Here is a 23,872-nt window from a genome sequence, read left to right as displayed (position 1 = left end):
ATGTCCCCCCAAGGACGTGCGTGGACGGGTTCGGAGTCGGGGTCCTGGCGAGCTCCGGCGCTCCGGAGCGGCGGTCGAGGAAGACCGTCGGAGCGGGATGAGTGCTTACGGGCGGATGTGGGAGGCGCCGGCGTCGAGCCCGCGCAGCCGGTCGATCTCGTGGTCCATCTGCTTCTGTTCGTGGGCCAGGTCCTGTATCTGACGGGCGTTGTCGGCCCGCCGTTTCTTCAGGCAGTCGACGGCGTGGCGGATGTAGGCCTGCCACAGCGCGGGATCGGGCCCTCGGCGGAGGGCCAGTTCGAGTCGGCCGGTCTCCTGGTCCGCCCGGTGCGGGCCGTCCTGCGACGTCCAGGCGTTGCGGTAGGCCGTGAGGATGTCGAGGATCCGTTCACCGACCGGGCCCCGTGCCGCCCAGGACCGCAGGGGGGCGCAGAGTTCGTCGGGGTCGGCGCCCGCACGGTGCGCTTCGAGCAGTCGGGCGGCGAGTGCGCGGCGGTCCTCCGCGGTGTTCCCGACGGCGCGAGCGGTCCGGTGCACCGTGCGCAGGGAGAGGGCCGGCGCCAGTTCCGGTCGGTGGCGGGCGATCCGGTCGAGCCAGCGGGTGTCCTGCTCCGTCTCGTTCCACAGGGGATTCCGGGTCAGCCGCGCCACGGCGTCGACGACCACGAGGTGAGTGGGGGAGCCGGGCCCCTCCAGCAGCCGCAGGGTGAGTTCGCGGCCGGTGCCCTCGGGGCCCTCGCCGGTCTCCGGGTCGACGGAGAGGATCTCGTCCAGCAGGACTTTCACGACCCTGGCCGCGTGTTCGCGGACGAGGGGCGAGTCGAGTTCCGCCTGCAGTGTCGAGGCGTATCCGGCGAGCCGGGTGGTGACGCCGGCCGAGCCGGCCAGCTCCGGTGTGCGGGTGAGGGCGAAGAAGCCCTCCGGCAGCCGGTCGGTGAGCGAGCACAGCATGTCCCAGCGTGCGGCGGTCTCGGCGCGCAGCTGGTACGGCGGGCGGTCCAACGCGCGGTGGAGCTGCGCCTGCGGTGTCGCGTCGGCCGGGTCGGTCGGGGTGCTCCGGCACGCGCAGGCCACGAGTCCTTCGAAGAAGCCGCCCCTGAGGAGGAGGTCGGCGAGTCCGCAGGCTGCGGCCGCCGCCAACAACCGTGTGGCCGGCCCCGGATGGGTCTCGGTCCACTTCTTCGAGAGATCGGCCGTCATGTTCCCGGTCGCCAACAGGTCGTACAGCGGAGTGAGTTCGGGGCTGCCCGGCACGTCGGGCACCGACTCGTCGCAGAGCCAGCGCAGCCAGGCCAGGACCTGCGGGGCCGGGTCGTGCTGGTGCGCGCACACGGCCTGGACGAGCCGTCCCGCCAAGCCCGGGATGCCCAGCAGCTGCGACTGGGTGAAGGCCATCGTGCCGGGGCTGAAGGCGGTGATGGTGGGCAGCAGCCGGTCGACGACGGGGTCCTGCGCGTCCGCCGAGGCGCGTCGCCGTACCTCGTCGACCACGCAGGCCAGGGCGCGGTCGAGTGGATCGCGGCCCTCGCGCGTGTCGGGAGTCGCTTCGCGCAGTGACTCGAACCGGCCGCGGGCGTTGTCGAGTTGTCCGTCGAGCAGGTCGTCCACGAGCTGTTCCCAGAACGCCTGGGACACCTCCGCCTGCGGGAGATGGCGGGCCATGGCGCTCAGGTCGGTGGACCGCCCGGCCAGTTTGGCCGCGGAGAGCACGGCGACGGACTGGGCGTCGAAGACGTCGTGGCGCAGGGCGTCGTCGATCAACTGGTCGTCCACCGTCCGTCCGTGGCGCACCTCCTGCGCGAGAGCCAGCCCCGGGTTGAGCCCGGACAGAATGTGCAGGGCGTCGGCGTGCACGTGCGCCGAGTCCAGGTCGAGGGGTTCGCGGGAGCGGGCGAGATGGGCGACGACGGTCTCGCCTCCGTGGGTGTGCCATGCCTCGATGAGGAGGTCGAAGTAGGAGCGCGCGCCCGGGGACAGCCGGTCGAGGTCGGGGAGGCCGCCGTCCCAGACCAGGCCCGTGACGCCCGGCGACTCGTCGGCGACGCCCCAGTACAGACGCATGGGCACCTGGGATCCCGAGGAGCTGCCGGTCGCGGCGGACAGCGAGGCGCGTACGCCGAAGGGGAGCATCGCGGCGACGCAGTCCAGTACCTGGAGCAGGTCGAGGGGCTTGTAGTCGCGGGCGCCCGTCACCACGACGGGGCCGTCGAGGAGGCAGGCCGCGGCTGCCGCGAGCCAGTGGCTGCCCGCGGTCACCCGGTCGCTGATGGCGCTGCCCACATGGGCGAGGAGCCCGCCGCCGTCTCCGACGGGCAGGTGGACGGGCGCGACGCCGGACGCGGGAACGAACGGGACGGCTTCGACCGCGGCCCTGGCCATGTCGCACCAGCCGAGGGAGAGTTCTCCGATCCGGTCGGTGGGGACGGCGAAGTGGTGGATCCGGTGGATCGTCCGGTTCGTCCGGTCCACGTCTTCGGTGCTGTCCAGCACGTAGATGCCGAGGGTGTCGGTCCCGTCCGGAGTCCGCCCGGGTCCGATGGTGATCCAGGGGAGTTGGTCGCCGCGCGCCGGCGTGCCCGGCGACCAGTGGAGGATCGAGGCGTTGTAGTCGGCGCTCCGGTCGGGCGGATAGGCCGCCAACACCTTGTAGCCGCTGTTGGTCCGGGGCTCCTTGCCCCACAGGGCCCAGTGGGCGGTCAGTCCCGGTGGCATGGCGTGTGGTCTCCTCTCGTGGCGGTGGTGCGGTGCCGGGGGGTCAGGATTGCTGGGGGCCGACGCCCCGCAGGAAGAGGAAGGGTTCGAGGATGTTCACGGGCCGGGGCGGCGCGACGAGCCGTACGTCGTCCTCCACGGGATTCACCAGGGACGGGTTCTCGAAGTCGAAGCCGCGCTCGGGATCGATCCAGAACCCGACGGCCGAGCACACGAAGTACCCGACCCGCTCGGGGGCGAAGTACTGCTCGATCTGTTGCTGGATCTCGCGCAGGCTGCCGTGCGGGAACGCGTGGCACAGTCCGTCGAACAGGCGCTTGGCGTCCATCACTTCGGGCTGTCCGGTGCGGGGGTTGAGGCGGACGTTGCCCTGCTCACAGGCGAAGCGGAACACCCGGTCGTCGTCGAACTTGGCCAGGCAGACGGCGATGCTGTGCGGCAGCTTGTTGCCGTGGCGTTCGCCGCGCATGTTGATCTCGGTGGCCACTCCCCCGAGGACGTCGGTGAAGAAGTCCGCGTTCTGGCGGGCGTCGTCGGCCACGGGTCCCTCGTCGCCGTTGACCTGCCACTCGCGGACGGGGTCCACCACGTACACCATGGCCCGGGCCGTCCCCAGGTCCTTGATGAGCTTGCCCCCCAGTGCCGCACCGGTCTGCGACCGAAGGTCGAACGCCTCGCCCGGCAGGTCCCGGAGCGTCACCTTGAACTCCGTCAGGTCGCGGCGATCGGCACCGCGCCGCCAGCGCTTGCCACCGCCGCGCGCGAACCGTGTTCCGCCGAGGTTTCCGGCCAGCGTGAAGCGCACCGGCCGCTGCTCGGTCAGTGTGGCGGGCGGGAAGGTCCGGTCGCGGTAGAGGGTGTGTGCCAGGTCGCTCAGGAACTTCTGGGAGGCGTGGTCCTCCGGCCACATGTTCCACTCTCCGTACATGGGGTCCTGTACGGCTCGGGACAGCGCGGCGAGGAGCGTCGATTTGCCGCTTCCCATGCCGCCCCAGAGGGTGATCGTCGATTCGGGTGCGGAGGCGTCCTCCGCACCCTGCTGGGCGGCCTCTTTCCGGGAGGCCTTCTCCGAGGCCGTCTTCCCGCCGGACTTGGCCCGCTTCTCGCTCGGGGAGGCCTCCTCCACCTTCTCCATGAAGACGGGCGGCGGGGCCTCGGCCCTGTGCCCGGGGTCGGTGGTGGGCGGGCCCGGAGCCCTGGCCTTGTCGTCGTACGGCGAGGTGGGCGCGGGTACGGGCGGGGCAGGAGAGCCCCCGTTCACCGGCGCGGAGCCGGGGGCGCTCCGGGGGGCGCCGACCGGCGCCTGTACGGGTGCCGGTGGCAGTGCGGCCCGGCCACCCACCAGGGTGGAGGGGTCGAAGACGGCGAACGGTCCCTCACCCGCCCTGTCGCGTCTCTTCCGCTCCGGCCCGTCGTCGCCGTTGCCCTCGGCGCGCTCGTCCTTCATGACCATGGTGGTCTCCCCCAGGTGTCGGCGGCGGTACGGTCCCGCCGCGCGGTTGCTGTGCCGCGCACCCCCCGGTGCGCGCCTACGTCGTGGAGTCGTCAGCCGGCCGCCGCCGGCAGCCAGTCGCCCCCTGCTCCGTCGGACACGACCAACCGGATCGGTGTGCCGTCCTCGGGCAGGCCGAGGGCGGGTGCCGCGACGGCGGAGGCGATGGAACGGGGATCGTGCCCCGCCGCGAAACGCCCCTCGGCGCCGAACAGGTCCCAGGCGCGGTCCGCCCACTGCGCGAGATGCGGCTCGCCCGCCAGCCGGTCCATCCACGTCGGCTCGTCGACGACCGCGACACAGGCGACGCCGTCGTAGTGCCGCACCGACCGCAGCGCGGCCTCCCACTCCAGCCGGTCCGGGCAGATGCGTACCGCCGCGCCGCGCCGGAGCACTCGCGGTGGCCGGTTCCGTGGATGCGGAGGCCGGGAGCCTACGACGAGGAGGACCCGGTGACTCTCCGGGCGCCACGCGTCGCGCCAGTAGGACAGTTCGTGCGGTACGTGTTCGAGGCCGGTGGCGAAGTCGTGCCGCAGCGCGCTTCGGTGCCAGCCGCCGAGTGCCTGTTCGGCGGCCTGCGGATCCGACAGGGCCACCCGGTGGACGAGGGGATCGCTGTGGTGGGGCCGGTCGAGGGGAGCGTGGTCGCGGTACCCGATCAGTCCGATCCGGAGTGTGTCCTCGTCCCCCACGGCGTCCCGTACGGCCGCGACGACGGCCGCCGCTTCCTGGAGCCGCTCCTCCACGGCCACACCTCCGTCGGCCTGGGGCCCCGCGATCTCGACGGCGAGCACCAGGTCGACGGGGCGGGGCCGGGACAGCCTGCGCGGAGTGTGGAGCGCGAGTGCTGCCCATGGCGACGTCTCGGGCTCGTGGCGACCGTCGTACCGGAGCTCCACCCGGTCCGGTGCGGTGAGCCGGTAGCGGAGGACGGCCCGTGCGCCCGGCGGCAGTTCGAGGCGGTCGGCCCGGAGGGACTTCCAGTGCGACGGTGGGTCCTCGGGTCCGGCCGAGACGACCGCGGCGACGCTCTGGCCGGCGGTGGCGCCGCCCGGTGGGGCCGCCACGGACACCCTGGCTTCGGGGCCGCCGTCGTTGTCCGTGGGATCGCTCGGCCTGCTGCCCGCCGGGAACAGCATGCGTCGCACCAGCCCGACCGTGCCGGAGGCGCCGTCGACGTGGGCGCCCGCGAGCCAGACGGAGTGCCGCAGCGGCAGCCCCGCGAAGAGGTCGTCCGGTGTCTCGGGCCAGTGGACGGGCAAGCGCACACGCAGTACCGACTCCTCGGCGGCCCGCAGCACCTCGGCAGCCTGCTCGACGAGTGGCCAGCCGGCGGCTCGTACGACGAGCACGAGAGGCCCGGCCGAAGGTGGAGACCGGCGGGCGAAGGCGCACAGGCGGCTTCCCAGTGAAGCGACGACGTCAACGGACTCGGCGCCGGGTCCGGGGTTCGCCCTGCCGTGCGCAGAGGCCGCCCGGTCGTCCATGGTGGGAAGTCCCGTGTCTGCTGCGGCGGTTCCCCCGGCGAGAAGGAAGAGGCGGAGGAGCCGTGCAGGAGGAAGTCCTTCTCCGGCTGATAAGGCATCGAGCCAATCCGCTTCGGCGAGGTGCCGGATATCCAGCCCGGAGCGATCGTCGTCATAGGAGACACGTGTCATGCGGAGCCGCTCGCAGCCGACCTCCACAATGCGCAGCGACGGACAACGCCCGGATGCCAGGGACGTGAGAATCCAGCCGAGCCCCGACCGTGTGACGCGAGCCCGTTCCGCATCCTGCACGTCGTGCCACGCGCGCAGCCATGCCTGGGGCCCTGGTCTCGAATCCGCCAACAGATCTGTCACAAAGCCCTGTTCAGGGGTCCGCGGAGGCGAGCCGGCCATCACGCGTGCCGCGTCCAGTACGTCGGCGACACGCAACGCGGCACGGAGGTTCCCGCTCTCGTCGTCTCTCCCGGATTCCGCCCGCACGAATTCCCCCCGTCCCGCTGCAATCACCGGTGCGTCAACTGCCCTACGAATAGGCGTTGTTCACCGCGGTCCGGACATGACTGCGCCCTGACCGAGAGCACGCGAGTCTGATCACACAACCCCCGGAGTCCCCACTCCGCTTACGCGTCACACTAATAGTCACGCGAGGGCCATCGCAGCATTTTCGGCAGCATCTCGACGACATTCGGCCAGCTCGATTCCATACCCCGAATTCGAAGCGAACAGAATTCCTAATCAGTCGAACACGCTCTAATTCTCCGGCCTCTACGACCCAGGACCGGCGTCGATTGTCGATTGCCTGCATCGGGACCCACAGAGGGACGCGGGGGGGGACAATGTTCGGCATGACCACTTGAAGAGCGCACCACGTCCGGCGAGGCTGGTCGAAGGTCGGGACGTGGGACACGACCTTCGACGGGGATCAGCGGATCTGTGCGGCGTGCGGGACACCTGTCCACTCGTACCAGTACCGCTCCTACCCGTCCGACTCGGCGATGTTCGAACGATGCGTCGGGCTCGCCTGGTGTTCGGGCTGCCGGATCTACTCCGGCTCGATGGTGCACGTTCCGAGGAAGCGTGTCCTCGTGGACGCGCTGGCCTCGCTGCCCGAGGACGAGCGGGAACGGGTCGGGCGGAGCGAGACCAAGTTGGTCGAGTTCCTGGCCCGCCGCGCCCGGAGCGAGGCCGCACCTCCGGCCTCTTGATCGCCTGCGAACACCTCACGCAGGGACGCCGGCCTCCCTGAATCCAGCCGCATCAGGGAAGCCGTGCCCGCTCTCGGCCTAGACCCCCGCCGAGACCCTCCCGGTCAAGACCGGAGTGGCGGATTCCATCTTCGCGGCCCCGCTCCTCGGAGTCAGCCAGGCGGCGACCGCCTCATCGATGTCGACGAGGTCCCCGGCCGTGTCCGCCGCCCAGGCGATGTAACCGTCCGGGCGCAGCAGCAGGGCGGCACACGGGAGCCCGGGAACGGGTGCCGACCGCACCACGCGCAACGCACCGCGCAACCTCGGCGGCGGAGCCCAGTTCGAGGCCGTGGCCCCGAAGCGCACCAAGGCCATACACCCGTCCGCCAGGAGCCTGATGGCGTCGACGGGCCCGTCGTCCGTGGCCAGTTCGAGGTTGTAGAGGAACCGTCCCTCCCAGAGGGACGGGTACCTCGATCTTGCCGGCAACACCGTGTCCTGCCCGCTGACCATCAGGGCCAGCCGCACCGCCTCGGTGGCGACGTCCGCCGCGGTTCCCGTGGCTGCGGTCAGCTCCGCGAGGGACGCGGGCGTGTTGACCGGTCGCATCAGGTCCACCTGTTTCCGTACCTGCTCCAGCAGGCGGGCCGCGGCCGGCCTGCGCTCCGCGTCATACGAGTCCAGCAGCCCTTCGGCGGCCACCCCCCGCACGGTGAACGCGAGCTTCCATCCGAGGTTCAGGGCGTCGAGCAGGCCTGTGCTCAACCCCTGTGCCCCGATGGGGAAATGAACGTGCGCGGCGTCCCCGACCAGCAGGAGCCGGCCCGAGCGGTAGGACCGGGCGAGGCGGGAGAAGTCACTGAAGCGGCTCAGCGAGCGCGGTTCGTCCATGTCGATGTTCCGGCCCATGACCTTCGACGTCTCACGCTGGAACTCCTCAAGTCCCAACGGGAGCCTGTGATCCGCAGCAGGCGTCAGGCAGTCGACGACCCGCAGATGCCACCGGCCGCCCTTCGTCTCCTTGGCGACGGCCCAGCCGCGCGGGGTGCGATGCCATCCCGGCTCGGGGACTCCCTCCCCCGCGCACCGCACGACCCCCACCATCGCGGCCACGGTCGGGGCGGACTCGTCGACGGGGATCCCGCCGAGGGCCCGTACGGTGCTCCGGGCACCATCGGCCCCGACGACGTACGCGGCCTCGAACTCGCCGCTTCCCCCGGGGTGTTCGGCCGTCACCACGACCGATCGCTCGCCGTGTTCGAGGCCGACCACGCGGTACCCACGCAGCACCAGTGCTCCCGCGGCGCGGGCGCGCTCCTCGAAGTCCCGTTCAAGGACGGCCTGGGGCCGCTTGAGCAGCGGCTCCGGTTCACCGGCCGGGGCGGTCAGCTCCAGACCCCAGAGGCCCGCGAAGTGGAAGAGAGCGGACACCGGCCCCTCGGTCAACGGGAGCGCGGGGGCGGGCAGATACCCCCGGCGCGCCAGGACCTGGGCCGTACGAGCATGCAGGGTGGTCGCCCTGGGACGGCCGGACACCTGGGCCCTCTCCTCCAGCACGACCGTCCGCACCCCGTAGCCGGCCAGTTCGGTCGCGAGCAGCAGCCCCACGGGGCCACCGCCCACGATCACGACATCCGTTCGGACACACTCCATCAACGTCGCCCCCCAGCGGTCACACAACACCGACGTCTTCGTCACCGGACGCACAAAAATATACCGGTCGCCTGGTTGTTTTCTCAGGGCTCCGCAGGGGCCTGTTCCAGCCAACTCGCAACAGCGGACCTCCAGCACCGCTTGACGAAGGGGCCGGGATCTCACGCCGACGGTTCCGCTCAGGTCGTGCCGTCACGGCCTGGCGCCGCGATGCGGTCGAGCCAGCGAACCAGCAGGGCGGTCTCCACGGGTTCGAGGGCTTCGGTTCCGTTCAGGTCCAGTTGAGCGCGGAGGCGGAGGGCAGCGGAACGCAGGCCGTCACCCTCGTCCGCGGTGCTCGACCGGCCGAGCACCCTGGCGAAGACCGCGTCCCTCATCAGGTGGGAGACCGTCGGATCGTCGAACAATGACGGTGTCGCGATCTGGTTGAGCGCGAGGCCGACGTTCGCGGACAGGATCAACTCGGCCGCGATACGGGGATCGACCTTGAGCGCGCCCACCGCCGCACAGCGCACGAGTTCTGCGACGAGCAGGTCGAACACCTGCTTCCGCGCGGTGGAGTGCGACCCCGGCCGGGGGGCGAACATCAGCCGGTAGAGCGCCGGATTCTCCTCGGCGAACGCCATGTGCCCGTCCCAGCCGGCCAGCAGATCGGCGACCGGCTCCTCGGTCCGTTCTTTGGCTGTTTTCAGCGCGGTGTATCGCTCGTAGCCGTGATCCGCCACCGCGTCGAGCAGCCCGCGCTTGTCACCGAAGAGCCGGTAGAGCACCGGCTGCGTCACGCCGACGGCCTCGCAGACGGCACGGGTCGCCACGTCATGGTCCGAGGAGCCCGCCAGTTGCCGCAGGGCGGCTTCGATCATCGCCGCGCGGATCGTCGCGTCCGTATCCATGAGATCAAGGATACGCGTGATGAGTAACGACGTTACGCACGGCGTGGTAGCGTCACCGTATCGCCGATTTCAATATGCAGAATCTTCGATACGCACGGACTGGGGCAGGGAGGGTGCCGCGTCTGCGCGCCGGTTGCGGCGGCGTCGGTCTCACCACCAACGAGGTGGAGCCGACCGCACCGCCCGCGCCGGCCTCCACAGCCGACGGGATCCAAGCCGGTCCCAAAAGTCCACGTCACCCAAACGCCAAGCAGAAAGCAGGAGTTGTCATGCCGTTCGCCAACCTGAAGGTGCCCGCCCACACCCTGACCCCGGAGTCGAAGAAGAAGCTCATCGACGCGGTCACCGCCGCCTACGCGGAGGTCTACGGCGAACGCGCCCGGGCCAACACGCTGGTGGTCATCGACGAGGTGGCTGAGGGCGGTTGGGGCCTGGGCGGGACCGTTCTCACGTCCGAGATGCTCGGTACGAGCTGACCACCGGGAGGTCGGGGCGACAGCGGCCGAGGTCCGGCCTCTGCCTCCCGTCCCGCGTGGCGGCTCCGTTCAGCTCTCCGACACCCAGTCCGGCACCCACGTGCCGGCCGCGCCGTAGCCGGCGTCCGAGGCGGCCAGATGGGTACGAAGGGTGGCCAACGCGGGATGGGGGTTGTCGCGGTGCCACAGGAGGGAGTGCGGGTAGACCGGCATGGGGTCGGTCACCGGGATCATGCGCAGCCCGTAGCCGGCGGGCCAGACGTGGCGGGTGTGCTCGCCCATGAAGGTGGCCAGGGCCGGGGTGTCGGCGATGGTGTCCAGAAGGGCGTCCGAGCCGAAGTTGGGGCCGGTCGCCTCGATGGTGAGACCGAACTCGGCGACCAGGTCGTCGTAGAAGACAGCCCACTCGGTACCAGGGACGATGCCCGGCATCCAGATCCGGTGCCCCACGAGTTGCGCGACGGTGACCGACCGGGCGCCCGCCAGCGCGTGGGCGGGTCCGGTCATCAGCTGAAGCGGCTCGTCCAGCACCCGGACGGATGCGATGTCCGGCGGCAGCGGCTTGTCCGGGACGGCGACGGCGCGGAAGGACGCGTCGATGGTGCCCGAGCGGATGGCGGCGACGGCCGTCTCGATGTCGAACAGCATCACCACGTCGAGTTCGATCTCGGGATGCGCCCGGTGGAAACCGCGCAGCAGGCCCGCCGCCGCGCCGCGCGAGGCGATCACGTCGACGCGCAACGCGCGCCGCACGGTGTGGACCGACGCGAGCGCGCGTTCGGCGACGCGCAGCAGCTCGCGCGCGTGGGGCAGGAACGCCTGGCCGTCGATGGTGAGCTCGGCGCCGCGCGGGGTGCGGGTGAACAACCGCACCCCCAGGTTGCGCTCCAGTACCGCGATGCGTTTCGAGACGGCCTGCTGGGTGATCGCCAGCTCGGCGGCGGCCTCCTGGAACTGCCCCGCGTCGGCGGCGGCGACGAAGGTCCGAACGGTGTCGAGGTCCATTCCGCCACCCTACGTACACAACCAATAGTTGTGAGCGGGTGGTCCCGCGGTTGTTTGATCCAGCGGAAGCCGCCCGCTTTGATGCTCCTGATCGCGCAATGGTTGTACGGGTGGGAAGCGAGGAACTCAGGGCATGAAGAGTGGCCGGCAGCCCCGAAGGCCGTTCGGACGGCTGCTCGGGCAGCGGCTGGGGCGGCCGTTCGGCTGGCTCTGGGGAGCGTACGGAACCAGCGCGCTCGGCACGTGGCTCGCCTTCGGCGCGTTCCCGCTGATCGCCATCCAGGTACTGCACGCCGGCCCGGCCCGGGTCGCCGCGCTCTCCTCCGTGGGAGCGGCGGTGGGTGCGGCGGTGGCGGTGCCGCTCGGCCCGTGGGTGGAGTTCCGCCGCAAGCGGCCGGTGCTGATCACCATGGACCTGGTGCGGTTCGCGGCGCTTCTGACGATCCCGGTCGCCTTCGCGTGCGGTGCGCTCACCTTCGTTCAGCTGTTGCTGGTGTCCGTGGTGGTGGCGGCGGGTGACATCACCTTCCGCGCCGCCTCGGGCGCCTACCTGAAGACGCTGCTGCCGTCGGAGGATCTGCTCGTCGCCAACGCGCGCTTCGAGTCCACGGCCTGGACGACCGCGATCATCGGCCCGCCGCTGGGAGGCGCGGCCATCGGGATCCTCGGCCCGGTGGCCACCGTGGTGGCCGACGCGGTCACCTACCTCCTCTCGGCCCTCGGCATCCGCGCGTCGGGAGCCCGCGAACCCCTGCCCGAACGGCGGGAGGCACGGCGCATGCGGGTCCGCGACCTGCTCGACGGGTGGCGCTACATCCTCGCCGACGGGACCCTGCGCCCGCTGTTCTTCAACACCGCTCTGTTCAACGGCTTGGTGATGGCCACGGAACCGTTGCTCGCCGTCCTCATGCTCAGCCGGCTCGGATACGAGCCGTGGCAGTACGGTCTCGCCTTCGCCGCACCCTCCGTCGGCGGCCTGCTCGGCTCACGTCTGGCCCGGCCGCTCGCCGCCCGGTTCGGTCAGCACCGGATCCTGCGCGGGGCCGGAACACTGCGCGCGATCTGGCCCATCGGGCTGGCCTTCATCGGATCCGGAACCCCGGGACTGCTGCTGGTCATGGGTGTCGAACTCGGGCTGATCTTCTGCTGCGGGGTCTTCAACCCGGTCTACGCGACCTACCGCCTCCAGCGCACCGCGCCCGACCGGGTGGCCCGGACGCTGACGGCGTGGACCGTGACGACGAAGGCGACGACGGCGCTCCTCACCGCGCTCTGGGGAGCACTCGCCGCCCTGCTCGGCCCCCGCACCGCCCTGGCCCTCGCCGGTGTCCTCCTGCTGACGACCCCCCTGCTGCTCCCCCGCCGAGCAGCCGCACCGGTCGACGAGCGGACACCGGAACTCGCGGGTCCCTGACGGCCGGCCACGGAAGGCGCGGCCGTCCGAGGGCTGGGCCGGGCGCGCCCCTTCCCCGGGCCGGGGGTCGGGGAGGGACGCGACGGACGTCCGTCCCGTATCCGGGATGGCGCCGCCCGGATCAGATCGAGCCGACCACCTTGCGCGGGGTCACGCGGACGACGACGCGCTCGGCGTCGTCCTTCGAGGCGGAGTTGAAGTCCGCGTAGTCCTTGCCGGTGTACTTCCGCGACAGTTCGTCGATGAGTTCCTGACCGCCCTCCGTGGTCAGCGTGGCCGTGCCGCGGATCTCGGCGTAGGTGTAGGGCGCGTTCGGCGGGTTGATCATGACGGTGATCCGCGGGTCGTCCCGCAGGTTCTTCTCCTTGCGGCGGCCCACGGTCGTGGAGACCAACAGGTCATCGCCGTCCCGGCCGAGCCAGGTGATCGTCAGCTGCGGACTGCCGTCCGGCTGGATCGTGGCGATGGTGGCGAAGACCGGGTTGTCGTCGATGAGCTTCTTCAGGTCGTCGGAGAGTTCGGCAGACACGGAGCGGGTTCCTTCCCTCGGCTGGTTGCTGTCCCCGGGACAACTGCCCTCGCGGGAGATCAGCAACGGACAGCCTGCACATTCCCCGCCGTGCCCGGCACATCCCGACAACTCGCCGCGCGGGGTTCACCCGTCCGACCCCATCCGGACGTGGCTTCGCCGACCCTGGGGACGCGAGAGAACGGGGGCCGCGGCGGCTCGTGGACGCCGTTCCTGCGCCTGCGGCACTGATCGACGGGCTCGCTCCACACGATCGGATGAACCCCGCCTTCGGCGGCAACCGCATGCCGGGCCCCTTGAGTCACACATCGCACATTCACCGCACCACCTCAGGGGGAACCATGAGCCACCCGCAGCAGCCGCCGCAGCAGCCCGGCTGGGGAGGACCTCAGCAGCCCTACGGACAGCAGCCGCCGTTCCCGCCTCAGCCACCCAAGAAGTCCGGCCGGGGGAAGGTCGTGGGGTTCGGCTGCCTCGGATGTGCCGGAGTGCTCGTAGTCATCGGCATCATCGCCGCGGTCGCCAGTGGCGGCTCGGACTCGACCAAGTCCACGTCGTCCGCTTCGAAGAGCGAGACGTCTTCCGCGGACACGCACAAGAGCAGTGGCCGAAGCGCCGGCAAGAAACAGGGGACGGAGAAGAAGCTCGTCGTCTTCAAAGCGTGGGGCACAGCGCCGGCCGGTGCCCTCGGCCCGCTGGACATCACGTACGGCTCCGACACGGACAGCCGCAAAGGCACCTGGAAGAACGGCAGGTTCGAGACCACTCTGCCCTTCAACGAGGACGCCTTGTACTACTCACTCACCGCACAACTGCAGGGGTCCGGCGACATTCGCTGCTCGGTCACGGTCGCGGGCAACACGAAGAAGGGTCACGCGGCCGGCGGCTACAACATCTGCACCGCACAGCTCAGTTCCGGCCTGTTCGGCGACTGGAAGTAGGGAGGGCTGCCAAAGGGGTCGTTGCAGAGTCGCCTTCCGACCGTTCGCGCCGGTCCGCGGTCGTCGGCTGTTCCCCCGGTTCCACGGCCACCGCGACAGCGCGACTCCGCAGATGGAGCGCCAGGATCTCCACCTCGACCAGGGTGCCGACGAAGCCGGTCGCGGCAAGGCGCGTGGCCGCGACCCGTGCTTCCCCCAGGGACAACCCGTGCAGGGCACGAAGGCTCCGCAGCACGGGCACGAGGCTCGGCGCGTCGCCCGTCAGACGGAGCCGCGTCGGCCCGTGCTCCTGGAGCAACGCCTGTCGAATGCTCTCGGGTGTGACGGGACCTTCACCCTGCTCGCACCAGGCACTCGAGCAGTCCGCGCATCGCCCTTCCACCGTCCAGGAAAGCGTTCCGTGGTCGACGAACTGACCCACGTCGCACGTAGTGGTCCCGGCGCAGTCGGCGCATCGGCCGGAGACTTCGGCTCCCTGGGTGATCACAGGTCTCCTTCGCTTCGTCGGTGCGTCCTGATCGCGACCAGGATTCGCCGGTGGACGCGTACAACCAAATCGCCCCCTCGACGGTCATCCAGTCGTCAGTGGTACGTCCCGTTGTTCACGGAGGCTCGTCAGTGCGCCGTTCTCTCACCATCGCAGTCGCTGTCGCGGCGCTCGTCACGGGTGCCGTGTGCGCCGCCGGCCCGGCCGGGGCTGCTCCGGTGGCGGCTGTGCCGGTCACGGACTTCAACGCCGACGGGTACGCCGACATCGCGGTCGCGGCGCCCGGTGGCACCGTGAACGGCAAGGACGACGCCGGGTACGTCACCGTCCTGTACGGATCCATCGGCGGTGTCGACACCAAGCGCCCCCAGGTGATCAGCCGCGCCTCCGCGGGCATACCCGGTGACGCCGTGAACTACGACTCCTTCGGCCGCGTGAGCGCCGCCCGGGACTTCGACGGCGACGGGTACACCGATCTCGTCGTCGGGTCGGAGAACGGACCGACGATCATCCTGTGGGGCTCGCCCACGGGACTGAAGGACTCCGTGGCACTCTCGCTCCCCCCGCACAACGGCCCGCTGGCCGCCGGTGACATCAACGGTGACGGGCACGCGGACCTGGTCGTCGGCACCGGCCTGGTGGGCGTGGAGTTCGGCCCGATCTCCCGGACCGGCACGTCGTCGGGCCGCACCATCGTCCCCTTCGAGGACGAGGAGGACTCACGCTACGAGTTCATCGTGGGCGACGTGACCGGTGACGGAGCCGACGACATCCTCACCACCCACGGCTTCGAGGACATGGGACACGGCACCCGCCTCTGGAAGGGTGGCAAGGACGGCTCCGTCACCCGTGTGCCGGGAGCGATCACCCCCTCCTCAGGAGGTGTGGTCGCCGACTTCGACCGTGACGGGTTCGGTGACTTCGCCACCTTCAAGTTCGGCACGAGCCAGGAGGACATCACCAACCGCCCCGGTACGGTCGAGATCCGCTACGGCTCGTCCTCCGGCCTCTCCACCCGGACGACGACCATCACGCAGAACACTCCGGGGGTCCCCGGTGTCAACGAGACCGGGGACGAGTTCGGCCTCGCACTGGCAGCGGGCGACGTCACCGGCGACGGCTACCCGGACCTCGCCGTCGGGGTGCCCGGGGAAGACATCGGCAGCACCGACTCGGCGGGCAGCGTCGTGCTCCTCAAGGGCGGGCCCAAGGGGCCGACAGGCAGTGGAGCCCTCGCGTTCTCCCAGTCCACCAGTGGTGTGCCCGGCGCATCGGAGCAGGGCGACCGTTTCGGCGAAGAGGTACAGCTCGCCGACGTCAACGACAACAACCGCGCGGATCTGATCGTCGCCGCCCCGTGGGAGGACGCCCCGAAGGTCGACTCCGGCGCGGCCTGGGTCCTGCGCGGCTCGAAGAACGGCCCGGTCACCAGCAACATCGCGACCTTCAACCCCGCCGGCCTCGGCACGCCGCAGGCGGACGCCCACTTCGGCTCCTCATTCAGCCACTGAGGCCCGCCGGACTCCAGCGCGGCGCTGGGGAACGGGAGCGGAAGCGGGATGTCGAGCCCGGTCCGGTGCGGGCGGCCTGCTGTGCCAACCGCACCGTTTCCGGCCTGTTCCGCATGCTCTCGGGCGCGGGAAGCAGGACCCTCGACGCAGGCCGGACTGCCGTGACACGTACCGGAGTACGTGGTGGTCTGATGCGGTAGGGCCGCGTGCGCCCTGATGTGCCGCGTGCAGTGCGACTTTGCCGAATAAGGCCGAAAGGCGCCCTGTCTCAAAGCTGTACCAGGCACTCACACTCGGAAAATGGCGGTTCTCAACAGTGTCAGCCTGCCTGAATGCCTGTTGTGCTCCTCGAACGGGCCCGACGTTCGTGAGCGGGGACGGATCATTCGCCTGTCCGCCGAACTCTGCGACAGGTGCTGGAACAAGGTCGCCAACGAGCTTGCCCTGAGCGAGGGCGCCACGGCGGCGCCGGAGCCCGCGTTCGACCCGGATGACGTGGATTGGGCCGAGCCGCGTACGTGCCGGCGTTGCAGCGCGCCGGTACGTTGCTGTCCGACCAACTACGACCGTTGGGTCGAACTGGCGACGTTCGAGTTGCCCGCCAAGAAGGTCCCTCCCCCGCACCGTTGGCGCCTGATGCGCCCGCGGGCGGTGAACACCCCGATCCCTGTGGCGACGGTGGCCATCAGGATCGGCGCCATCGACCCGACACCCGGCGAGCCCGTCGTTCCCGCCCATGCGTTCGTGTGCGTGAGACGCGAAGCCTGACGTCAGGTCTGCACCCGCCGTCGGTGATCGACAACTGGTGGAAGACCCGGTTGGAGGCGGCACGTGCTGAAGAGCCGGGGGCAGGACCGGCAGCGAGAGCGGTGAGGCGTACCGCCGACATCCTCCGCGCTGCCTCAGACCCAAGCCCTCGGGCGACGTACGTCAGGCATCAGCGCGATTGCTGCGGCAGGCCCTCAAAGGCTGCCGCAGCAAGACCGCCTCTGGCGCGCGGCACCGTTACCGGCCTCGGGCATCTCCACGTCGCCGTTGCGTCGAGGGCGGCGGCGAGAAGGTCTCCTCTTCGTCTTCCAGTGGCGGCAGCTCGACCGTGTACTGCGGCTGAAGGAAGAGATTCTGGTGCTGTGGTGCGGTCGATGAGCCGGGTGAGATCCGCGTCGGCTGGGCGGAAGCGGAGCCGGGTGAGACAGAGGTCATGCACAACCGTCCGGAGTTGAGGGTCGCGCGGATCCGGGGCTGAGATGACGACCAGCGAAAAGCGGTACAGGCCTGCCCCGTGTGCGCGGTTCCATTAGACCGCATCGAGCGCCACCGAGCGTCCCCGCAGGTCCCCGGCAGCGCGAGGAGAGGGATCCGTAAGCGCCGGCAGGCCCGCGCCGACCGCCCCCGGAACCCGCGCCGGCGTGGCAACAGAACGCGGCGCGCCCCGTTGCCACGCCGGCGCGGGTTCCGGCTGGTGTGCCGCTCCGGTCAGCCGGCTCGACGGGCGACGGCACCGTCCCGCGCCTCCAGCACGTCCTTCCGCGTCACCGCGAGGTAGACGACCATGCCGAGGATGACGGCGAGGAACAGCACACTGGTCACCACCGTGCCGAGGCCGAGGCCTCCGTCGCCGGTCGGCTGCGAGAGGTAGTCGCCCATCGAGGCGCCGAGCGGCCGGGTCAGCACGTACGCGATCCAGAAGCTCCAGACCGCGTTCAGGCCCAGCGTGAAGTGAGCGAGTGCCACGGCGGCGATGGCCAGGGCGAACAGGACGGCGGAGAGCCGGTATCCGAGGTTCATGCGCTCGGCCACGAGGTCGCCTGCCGCTGTTCCCAGGGCGAAGGTGAACAGGACCGCGAGCCAGTAGAAGGCCTCACGGCCGGTGGTGTCGATGCTGTGGATCGACAGCGTTCCCTCGCGCCGGTGCCAGACGACGAAGACGACGGCGAGGGCCAGCGCGAACACCGTGGTGCTGGTCTCCAGCCGGACGCCCATGTTGTCGGTGAGGTTGTCGCTGATGAGCGTGCCGACGACGCTGATGAGGGCCACGGCGAGCCAGTACACGCCGGCGCTGTAGGCCTTCGTACGGAACTGGACCACCAGGACGACCGCCAGCAACGCGCTCATCAGGAGGGACACGCCGGTCAGGCCCAGGCCCGCCTTCTCGTTGAGCAGGTCGGCCGCGGTCTCGCCGACTGTCGTGCACAGCACCTTGATGATCCAGAAGTACGCGGTGACTTCGGGCACCTTGTTCCAGCGCAGCCGGGGTGCCCGCCGGGCGGCGCCCGCGCCCCGCTCGGCCTCGGGTGTCTCGGAGATTTCGTAGGTCATGGAGCCGACGGTGTCAGCGGACACCTGAACGCATCCTGACCGCTTGGTGGCAGCTCCTATGCCGCACCGGCCGTACCGGCTGGCTGCGCGGCGCCTCGTCCACCGTCTCAGCGACGGAGTCCGCGCAGGGCCCGCCCCGCACGTGCCCGCCACGCGGCCCGCCCACGCTGCCAGGCACGCGCCCGACGCGTGGCGGCCAGGCCGGTGAAGAGCTCGTCGTAGGTGAGCGACAGTGCGGCGGGGTCGAAGCGGCGGGCGGAGGCCAGGGCCGCTTCACCCATGCGGCGTCGGTTCGCCGGGTCGGCGATCAGGTCGAGCAGGGCGGCCGCGAGGGCGTGCTCGTCGTTCATGGGGACCAGCAGCCCGTCGACCCCGTCCTCGATGATCTCAGCGGGGCCGAGCGGGCAGTCGGTGGCGACCACCGGAACTCCGCAGCGCATCGCCTCGACGATGGTCATGCCGAACGACTCGGCGTCCGAGGCGCTGGCGACGATGGACGCCTGAGTGAAGGCCGTCTCGATCGGGGAGACGACGCCCATCAGCGTCGCGCGGCCGCCCAGGTCCTGGTCGTCGATCAGCCGTTGCAGCCGTTCCCGGTCGGCGCCGGTGCCGTACAGGCGCAGGCTCCAGTCCGGGTGCTTGGCGGCGACCGTGGAGAACGCCTCGATGAGCAGGTCGAACCGCTTGGCACGCACCAGTCGGCCGGCCGCGGCGATGACCTTGGCGGTGCCGTCCACGGGCGCGACGTCGGGTTCGGGCACACCGTTGGGTATGGCGAGGATCCGCACACCGGGCAGACGCATCCTCGCCCGGTAGACCGTCGCATCGGCCTCGGTCGTGGTGACCACCGCGTCCAGGGCGCGGTAGTGGCGCGCCAGTTGGGCTCGCAGCTTCTTGTTGTGCGTGTCGTGGGTGAGGTGTTCCTGGGCGATCCGCAGCGCGCGGGGCGAACCAAAGCGGGAGAGGTACACGTTGATTCCGGGGCGGGTGCCGATGACGACGTCCGCGTCGCAGTCGCGCAGGTACTCCTCGGCCCGGCGGTCGGTGAGGCGGCTGTACTGCTTGTACCGGCCTTCGGCGGCGGGGAAGACCTCGGCGGGCTGCCGGTGCAGCGGATCGGTCGCGTCGGCCGCCTCCGCGCGGATGTCGACCAGGGGCACGACGGTCACCCGGGGGTCGATCGCGAACCGGGGGCGCGCGCGGTGCCGCAGCAGGGAGACGACGGTCACTTCATGCCGGTCGGCCAGGGCGCCGGCGAGATTGAGGGTGGTGCGGATGGTTCCGCCGATCCCGTAGACGTTGTGGATCAGAAACGTGATCTTCATAGGGGTTCTTTCTGGGCTCCACGAGGTCGGCGGCGACGGCCGGACACTCCTGATCCTGCGGAAGGGAGAGGCAGCCGTCCGAGGACGACCGCGGTCTTCCGACCTTGTCAGCGCCCGCCTGAAAGCTTCCTGAACGCCCGACCGCTCTCAGGGCGACCCTCACCCGGGACGTACGGCGCGACATTTCCCTGCCCGTAGGTCTTACGAGCTGCTCCAGAAGACGGCGGCGAGCCGGATCGTCGGCCGGTCACGGCCCGTCCGGCCACTGCGGCCGTGAACAGCTCGCGATGTCACCCCAGGCACCGCGGCGCGGGGAACTTCCCACCCCTCACCATCGTCTACAGTTCAGTAGACCGTCTACGGAACTGTAGTCGCACGCCGACGTCGTCCCCTCCCGCCGGGCGGCCAACGGAAACGAAGGGCTCCCGAACATGATCACGGACCTGGCCTCGCAGTTGGCCGTCAACGTGCTCGACGCGAAATCTCTGCTCACCGCGTTCGGCGTGATCGGAGTCGGCGTGATCCTGTTCGCCGAGACCGGGCTGCTGATCGGGTTCTTCCTGCCCGGCGACTCCCTGCTGTTCACCGCGGGCCTGCTGTGCACCGGCAGCGCGGACCGCAGCCTGCAACTCTCCCTCGGTCCGCTGCTCGTCGCGGCGGCGGTCGGGGCACTGGCGGGTTCCCAGTGCGGATACGTCCTGGGCAGAAGGGCGGGGGGCGCCCTCCTTGAGCGCAGTCGCTCGACACGTCTCCACGAGGGGGCGAGCCGGGCACAGGAACTGCTCGAGCGGTACGGCTACGCGAAGGCGATCATGCTGGCCCGCTTCGTACCGGTGGTCCGCACGGTGCTGAACCCGATGGCCGGCGCGCTGGGAGTACCGGTGCGGACCTTCACCCTCTGGCAGGTGGTCGGCGGACTCGTCTGGAGCATGGGGCTGGTTCTGGCGGGCTACGCGTTGGGCTCCTCCGTACCGAACGTGGACCGCTATCTGCTGCCCATCGTCGCGGTGATCGTGATCGTGTCGCTGATCCCGCTCGCGTCCGAGGTGTACCGCTCGCGCCGTGCCTCCAAGACCCGGGAGTCCAACGGATGATCCTGGCTCTCGGCGGCTCCTCGATCGACGGTTCCGCCTACACCGACGTGGTGGACCTGGCCCGCGAGTCTCCCTCGTGGCTCGACAGCGCCGTGTCCGCGTGGTCGACGTACGGCCTCGCGCTGTTCGCCCTTCTCATGGCCGTCGGATGGTGGGGAGCCCGGCGCGTGAGCCCCGCGGCGGCGGTGCGCGCGCTGGCCGTGCCGCTCGTCGTCGTCCTCGCCTTCGGGATCGACATGGTGGTGAAGTCGCTGGTACGGGAGGACCGCCCCTGCCGGGGTCTGAGGGTGAGCACGCTGGAGGCGTGCCCCGCGCACGGCGACTGGTCCTTCCCCAGCAACCACGCCGCGATCGCCGCAGCGGCGGCCGTAGCCCTTCTCTTCGTCGGCCGCCGACTCGGCGCCCTCGCCGTGGCGGCCGCCTGCGCGATGGCCGCCGCGCGGGTCTGGGTCGGTGTCCACTACCCGCACGACGCGGTGGCCGGCCTGCTGGTGGGGTCATTGGTGGCGCTCCTCGCCATGTACGCGCTGCGGCGGCTGCCCGAGTCCCTGGCGCCGCGCATCACGGCCACCCGGCTGCGACCGCTGGTGGTGGCGTCATGAAGCGCGGCGATGTGGCCGAGGTCGCCGGAGGCTGCGGCCTGGGCGCCTGGGTCGCTCTCGGCGTCCTGACCATGGTCGTCGTGGGGCATGACGGCATGCCCCTGTTGTGGGACAGCGGCCTGCTCACCTGGTCCGTCCACCACCGGCCCGACGTGGTCGTGGCGCTCGCCCGCGGGATCACCGACACGGGAACCGGCGTCGTTCCCTACGCGCTGGCCGTACTGGCGGGGGTGGTCGCGGGACGCGGCAGACGGCAGCGACTGGTGGCCGCCTCGATCTGCGTGGCCTTCCTGGGGATCGGGCAGGCCCTGCGTTACGGGTTGATGGCGATCGTCGCGCGGCCCCGGCCGCCGAGTCCGGTCTGGGAGACACATGCCTCGGGGTGGGCGTTCCCGTCCGGTCACACCACCACGGCCGCCCTCACGGCAGGGCTGCTCGTCGTCGCCGTGTGCGTGCGCCGGCCTCCCGGCAGAGTCGTCCTCGCCGTGGTCATCGGCGTCTGGGGTGTCCTGGTCGGACTCACGCGGATCTACCTGGGAGTCCACTGGTTCACCGATGTCGTCGGCGGATGGCTGTTCGCCCTGGGATGGCTGGGCCTGTGCCTGGGCGCGACGGCCCGGTGGCTCCCCCGTCGGCTGACCCCCGGTCCGACCGTCACAGAGACACCGCGGAGGGAGGGCCATGCGTCACACGATCCTGATCGTGGAGGACGATCACGCCCTGCGTGACGTCCTGGTGCGCGGACTGCGCGAGGAGGACTTCGACACGATCCCCGCGCCGGACGGCGCCACCGCCCTGCGGCTGGCGACCGACGCCGTCGCCGCCGCGGTCCTCGACGTCGGTCTGCCCGACGCCGACGGGCGGGACGTCTGCCAGGCGATGCGCGCCAACGGATTCGTCTCACCCGTCATCTTCCTGACCGCGCGTCACCGGCTTCCCGACCGGCTGGCCGGATTCTCCGCCGGAGGCGACGACTACCTGCCGAAGCCGTTCCACCTCACGGAGCTGGCGGCCCGGCTGCGCGCGGTCATCAAGCGGACCGCCCCGTCGGCGCCGGCCACCACGGGCGACCTGATGCTGGACGCGGTCCGGCACGTGGTGAGCGTCCGGGGTGTCCGGGTCGAACTGACGCCGACCGAGTTCCGCATCCTGGCCGCGCTGATCGCCGCTTCCGGAGGCATCGTGCGACGTCGTGAGCTCGTCCGGGCGGCCTGGCCCGAAGGCGCCCAGGTGCACGACAACACACTCGACCAGTACCTGACGAGGCTCCGTCGCAAGCTGCGCGCGGCGGGCAGCGACCGGACGATCGGCACGGCCCGCGGCGTCGGGCATCACCTGTCATGAGTCGGGCGAACCACCCGCCGATGCGCGCCGCACGCGACCTGCTGCGCTTCCTGACACCCCGGACACTGCGGGGCCGGCTGTCCCTGGTGGCGCTCACGACGGCCGCCCTGCTGATGACGGTCCTCACGCTGGCCTTCAACGCCGTGGCCCAGCAACGGCTTCAGCACCAGGCGGACGACGAGCTGCGCACGCGCGCGGCGGCTGTCGCCACGACGATCGACACCACGGGCACGACTGTGCGGGTCATGGAGTCGTCCCACGACAACCTGCTGGACACGAACGTGTGGATCTACGCGGGTCCCCGTCTGCTGGAGGCACCGCCGGGCACCGCGAGCCCACTGACGCACGTCGCCGACCGACTGGCGGCACACCCGGGTCGGGTCTGCATCACGACCACGTCCCACCGACCGTTCCGGCTGTGCGCGCTCCCGGTGGCCGGGGGACACAGCGAGGCGACGGTGATCGCCGCTCTGGACCTCTCCCCGTACCGGAGTTCGGCCGACACGCTGCTCCTCGGATCGCTCGCTCTGGACGCCGTCATGCTCGCCTCGACCTACGCGCTCACGCGGCTGGCCGTCGGGCGGGCGCTCCGCCCGGTCCGCGCGATGACCGACCAGGCCGCCCAGTGGAGTGCCGTGGCCTCGGCGGAACGCTTCGGCAGCAAGGGGCATCCCGTCGAACTCACGCGCCTCGGCACGTCGTTGGACTCCCTGCTCGACCGGATCCGTACCCTCCTGCGTCACGAACAGCAGCTCACCGGGGAGCTGTCGCACGAACTCCGTACCCCGCTGAGCCGCATCATCGCCGAACTCGACTGGTGGCAGAGCCGCCCACGTACCGCCGATCAGACCCGCGCCACCCATCAGGTCATCACCGATGCCGCCGTCTCCATGCGCACGATCTGCGACACGCTCCTGGACGACGCCCGCGACGGCTCCCCCGGCACTCCGGGTACAGCCGAATCCCTCACCGCCCTGCGTCGACTGGCCGAGACCTCCTGCCCGCCGGCGCACTTGACGATCGTGGTCGACGGGTCGTGCCCGACGATCGGCGTCGCACCCGCACTCCTCGAACGCATCGTCAGCCCGCTCCTCGCCAACGCGTGCCGCTACGCCCGAGCCAGCGTCACCGTCCGGGTGCACGACACGTCCGACGGCGTACGGATCGAGGTCACCGACGACGGACCGGGCGTGCCGCCCCCGTTCATGCCCCACCTCTTCGAACCCGGCCGCCGGGCCGACCCCGGCGACGGGCACAGCGGCGCGGGTCTGGGACTGCCCCTGGCCAGGCGTCTCGCCCGTTCCGCCGACGGAGATCTGAGATTCGACCACCGGCACACCGCCGGGGCCAGATTCGTCGTGTGTCTGCCCGCGGGATGACCCCGGCACTCCGTCGCCCCCG

The 23,872-nt window shown here is 70.8% G+C and carries 20 protein-coding genes; 11 read left to right on the top strand and 9 right to left on the bottom strand.

What is annotated here, in order from left to right; all coding sequences use genetic code 11:
- Positions 1–105: 105 nt before the first annotated feature.
- The 3 genes from OG406_RS38460 to OG406_RS38450 all read right to left on the bottom strand — a co-directional run bounded on the left by OG406_RS38460 (position 106) and on the right by OG406_RS38450 (position 5,556).
- Positions 106–2,712, bottom strand: a complete 2,607-nt coding sequence (locus tag OG406_RS38460; protein ID WP_329190439.1) for a hypothetical protein — start codon at positions 2,710–2,712, stop codon at positions 106–108.
- A gap of 43 nt (positions 2,713–2,755) precedes the next feature.
- Positions 2,756–4,165, bottom strand: coding sequence for a hypothetical protein (locus OG406_RS38455; RefSeq protein WP_266852613.1), 1,410 nt, complete (start codon positions 4,163–4,165; stop codon positions 2,756–2,758).
- Positions 4,166–4,257: 92 nt separating this feature from the next.
- Complete coding sequence (locus OG406_RS38450; RefSeq protein ID WP_267052027.1) at positions 4,258–5,556, bottom strand: hypothetical protein; 1,299 nt, start codon at positions 5,554–5,556, stop codon at positions 4,258–4,260.
- Between the two features lie 1,130 nt (positions 5,557–6,686).
- Between OG406_RS38450 and OG406_RS38445 the strand changes: the two genes are divergently transcribed.
- On the top strand, positions 6,687–6,896 hold the full coding sequence (locus tag OG406_RS38445; protein WP_164369660.1) for a hypothetical protein: 210 nt from the start codon (positions 6,687–6,689) through the stop codon (positions 6,894–6,896).
- A 78-nt stretch (positions 6,897–6,974) separates the two neighbouring features.
- On the opposite strand, the gene OG406_RS38440 is transcribed toward OG406_RS38445, so the two are convergent.
- Together OG406_RS38440 and OG406_RS38435 are read right to left on the bottom strand one after the other, a co-directional pair.
- Positions 6,975–8,531, bottom strand: coding sequence for an FAD-dependent monooxygenase (locus OG406_RS38440; protein ID WP_329190435.1), 1,557 nt, complete (start codon positions 8,529–8,531; stop codon positions 6,975–6,977).
- 179 nt (positions 8,532–8,710) lie between these two features.
- A complete protein-coding gene (locus tag OG406_RS38435) occupies positions 8,711–9,424 on the bottom strand; it encodes a TetR/AcrR family transcriptional regulator (protein WP_329190433.1) in 714 nt (237 codons plus the stop codon).
- Positions 9,425–9,693: 269 nt separating this feature from the next.
- On the opposite strand from OG406_RS38435, the gene OG406_RS38430 reads away from it, so the two are divergent.
- On the top strand, positions 9,694–9,900 hold the full coding sequence (locus OG406_RS38430; RefSeq protein ID WP_164369844.1) for a tautomerase family protein: 207 nt from the start codon (positions 9,694–9,696) through the stop codon (positions 9,898–9,900).
- A 69-nt stretch (positions 9,901–9,969) separates the two neighbouring features.
- On the opposite strand, the gene OG406_RS38425 is transcribed toward OG406_RS38430, so the two are convergent.
- Positions 9,970–10,905: a LysR family transcriptional regulator gene (locus OG406_RS38425; RefSeq protein WP_329190430.1), complete on the bottom strand. Its 936-nt coding sequence runs from the start codon at positions 10,903–10,905 to the stop codon at positions 9,970–9,972.
- A gap of 133 nt (positions 10,906–11,038) precedes the next feature.
- Here OG406_RS38425 and OG406_RS38420 point away from each other — a divergent pair, with 133 nt between their 5' ends.
- Positions 11,039–12,319: an MFS transporter gene (locus tag OG406_RS38420; RefSeq protein WP_329190428.1), complete on the top strand. Its 1,281-nt coding sequence runs from the start codon at positions 11,039–11,041 to the stop codon at positions 12,317–12,319.
- A 121-nt stretch (positions 12,320–12,440) separates the two neighbouring features.
- Here the strand turns inward: OG406_RS38420 and OG406_RS38415 are convergent, their stop codons facing one another.
- Positions 12,441–12,848 (bottom strand): PPOX class F420-dependent oxidoreductase, encoded by a 408-nt coding sequence (locus OG406_RS38415; RefSeq protein ID WP_329190426.1) that lies wholly within the window; start codon positions 12,846–12,848, stop codon positions 12,441–12,443.
- 341 nt (positions 12,849–13,189) lie between these two features.
- Here OG406_RS38415 and OG406_RS38410 point away from each other — a divergent pair, with 341 nt between their 5' ends.
- The 3 genes from OG406_RS38410 to OG406_RS38400 all read left to right on the top strand — a co-directional run bounded on the left by OG406_RS38410 (position 13,190) and on the right by OG406_RS38400 (position 16,555).
- Positions 13,190–13,789: a hypothetical protein gene (locus OG406_RS38410; protein ID WP_329190424.1), complete on the top strand. Its 600-nt coding sequence runs from the start codon at positions 13,190–13,192 to the stop codon at positions 13,787–13,789.
- 618 nt (positions 13,790–14,407) lie between these two features.
- Positions 14,408–15,787 carry an FG-GAP-like repeat-containing protein gene (locus OG406_RS38405; protein WP_329190422.1) on the top strand — a complete coding sequence of 460 codons (1,380 nt, stop codon included), beginning with the start codon at positions 14,408–14,410 and terminating at the stop codon, positions 15,785–15,787.
- Positions 15,788–16,087: 300 nt separating this feature from the next.
- The gene (locus OG406_RS38400; RefSeq protein ID WP_266610020.1) at positions 16,088–16,555 is read left to right on the top strand and encodes a DUF6083 domain-containing protein; all 468 of its coding nucleotides are present in this window, start codon (positions 16,088–16,090) and stop codon (positions 16,553–16,555) included.
- Positions 16,556–17,263: 708 nt separating this feature from the next.
- Here OG406_RS38400 and OG406_RS38395 read toward each other — a convergent pair.
- A complete protein-coding gene (locus OG406_RS38395) occupies positions 17,264–18,106 on the bottom strand; it encodes a COG4705 family protein (RefSeq protein WP_329190420.1) in 843 nt (280 codons plus the stop codon).
- 107 nt (positions 18,107–18,213) lie between these two features.
- Positions 18,214–19,431: a glycosyltransferase family 4 protein gene (locus OG406_RS38390; protein WP_329190418.1), complete on the bottom strand. Its 1,218-nt coding sequence runs from the start codon at positions 19,429–19,431 to the stop codon at positions 18,214–18,216.
- A gap of 431 nt (positions 19,432–19,862) precedes the next feature.
- On the opposite strand from OG406_RS38390, the gene OG406_RS38385 reads away from it, so the two are divergent.
- The 5 genes from OG406_RS38385 to OG406_RS38365 are packed head-to-tail and all read left to right on the top strand — an operon-like array spanning position 19,863 to position 23,850.
- Positions 19,863–20,525 carry a DedA family protein gene (locus tag OG406_RS38385; RefSeq protein WP_329190416.1) on the top strand — a complete coding sequence of 221 codons (663 nt, stop codon included), beginning with the start codon at positions 19,863–19,865 and terminating at the stop codon, positions 20,523–20,525.
- Positions 20,522–21,127, top strand: coding sequence for a phosphatase PAP2 family protein (locus OG406_RS38380; RefSeq protein WP_266852641.1), 606 nt, complete (start codon positions 20,522–20,524; stop codon positions 21,125–21,127). The genes OG406_RS38385 and OG406_RS38380 overlap by 4 nt, the downstream gene beginning before the upstream one ends.
- Complete coding sequence (locus OG406_RS38375; protein WP_329190414.1) at positions 21,124–21,855, top strand: phosphatase PAP2 family protein; 732 nt, start codon at positions 21,124–21,126, stop codon at positions 21,853–21,855. The genes OG406_RS38380 and OG406_RS38375 overlap by 4 nt, the downstream gene beginning before the upstream one ends.
- Complete coding sequence (locus OG406_RS38370; RefSeq protein WP_164369835.1) at positions 21,809–22,471, top strand: response regulator transcription factor; 663 nt, start codon at positions 21,809–21,811, stop codon at positions 22,469–22,471. Before OG406_RS38375 ends, OG406_RS38370 begins: the two co-directional genes overlap by 47 nt.
- A gap of 20 nt (positions 22,472–22,491) precedes the next feature.
- Positions 22,492–23,850 carry a sensor histidine kinase gene (locus OG406_RS38365; protein ID WP_329190411.1) on the top strand — a complete coding sequence of 453 codons (1,359 nt, stop codon included), beginning with the start codon at positions 22,492–22,494 and terminating at the stop codon, positions 23,848–23,850.
- Positions 23,851–23,872 lie beyond the last annotated feature (22 nt).

This window comes from Streptomyces sp. NBC_01428, assembly GCF_036231965.1.
GTDB lineage: Bacteria > Actinomycetota > Actinomycetes > Streptomycetales > Streptomycetaceae > Streptomyces.
This window is presented reverse-complemented; position numbering and strand designations above follow the sequence as displayed.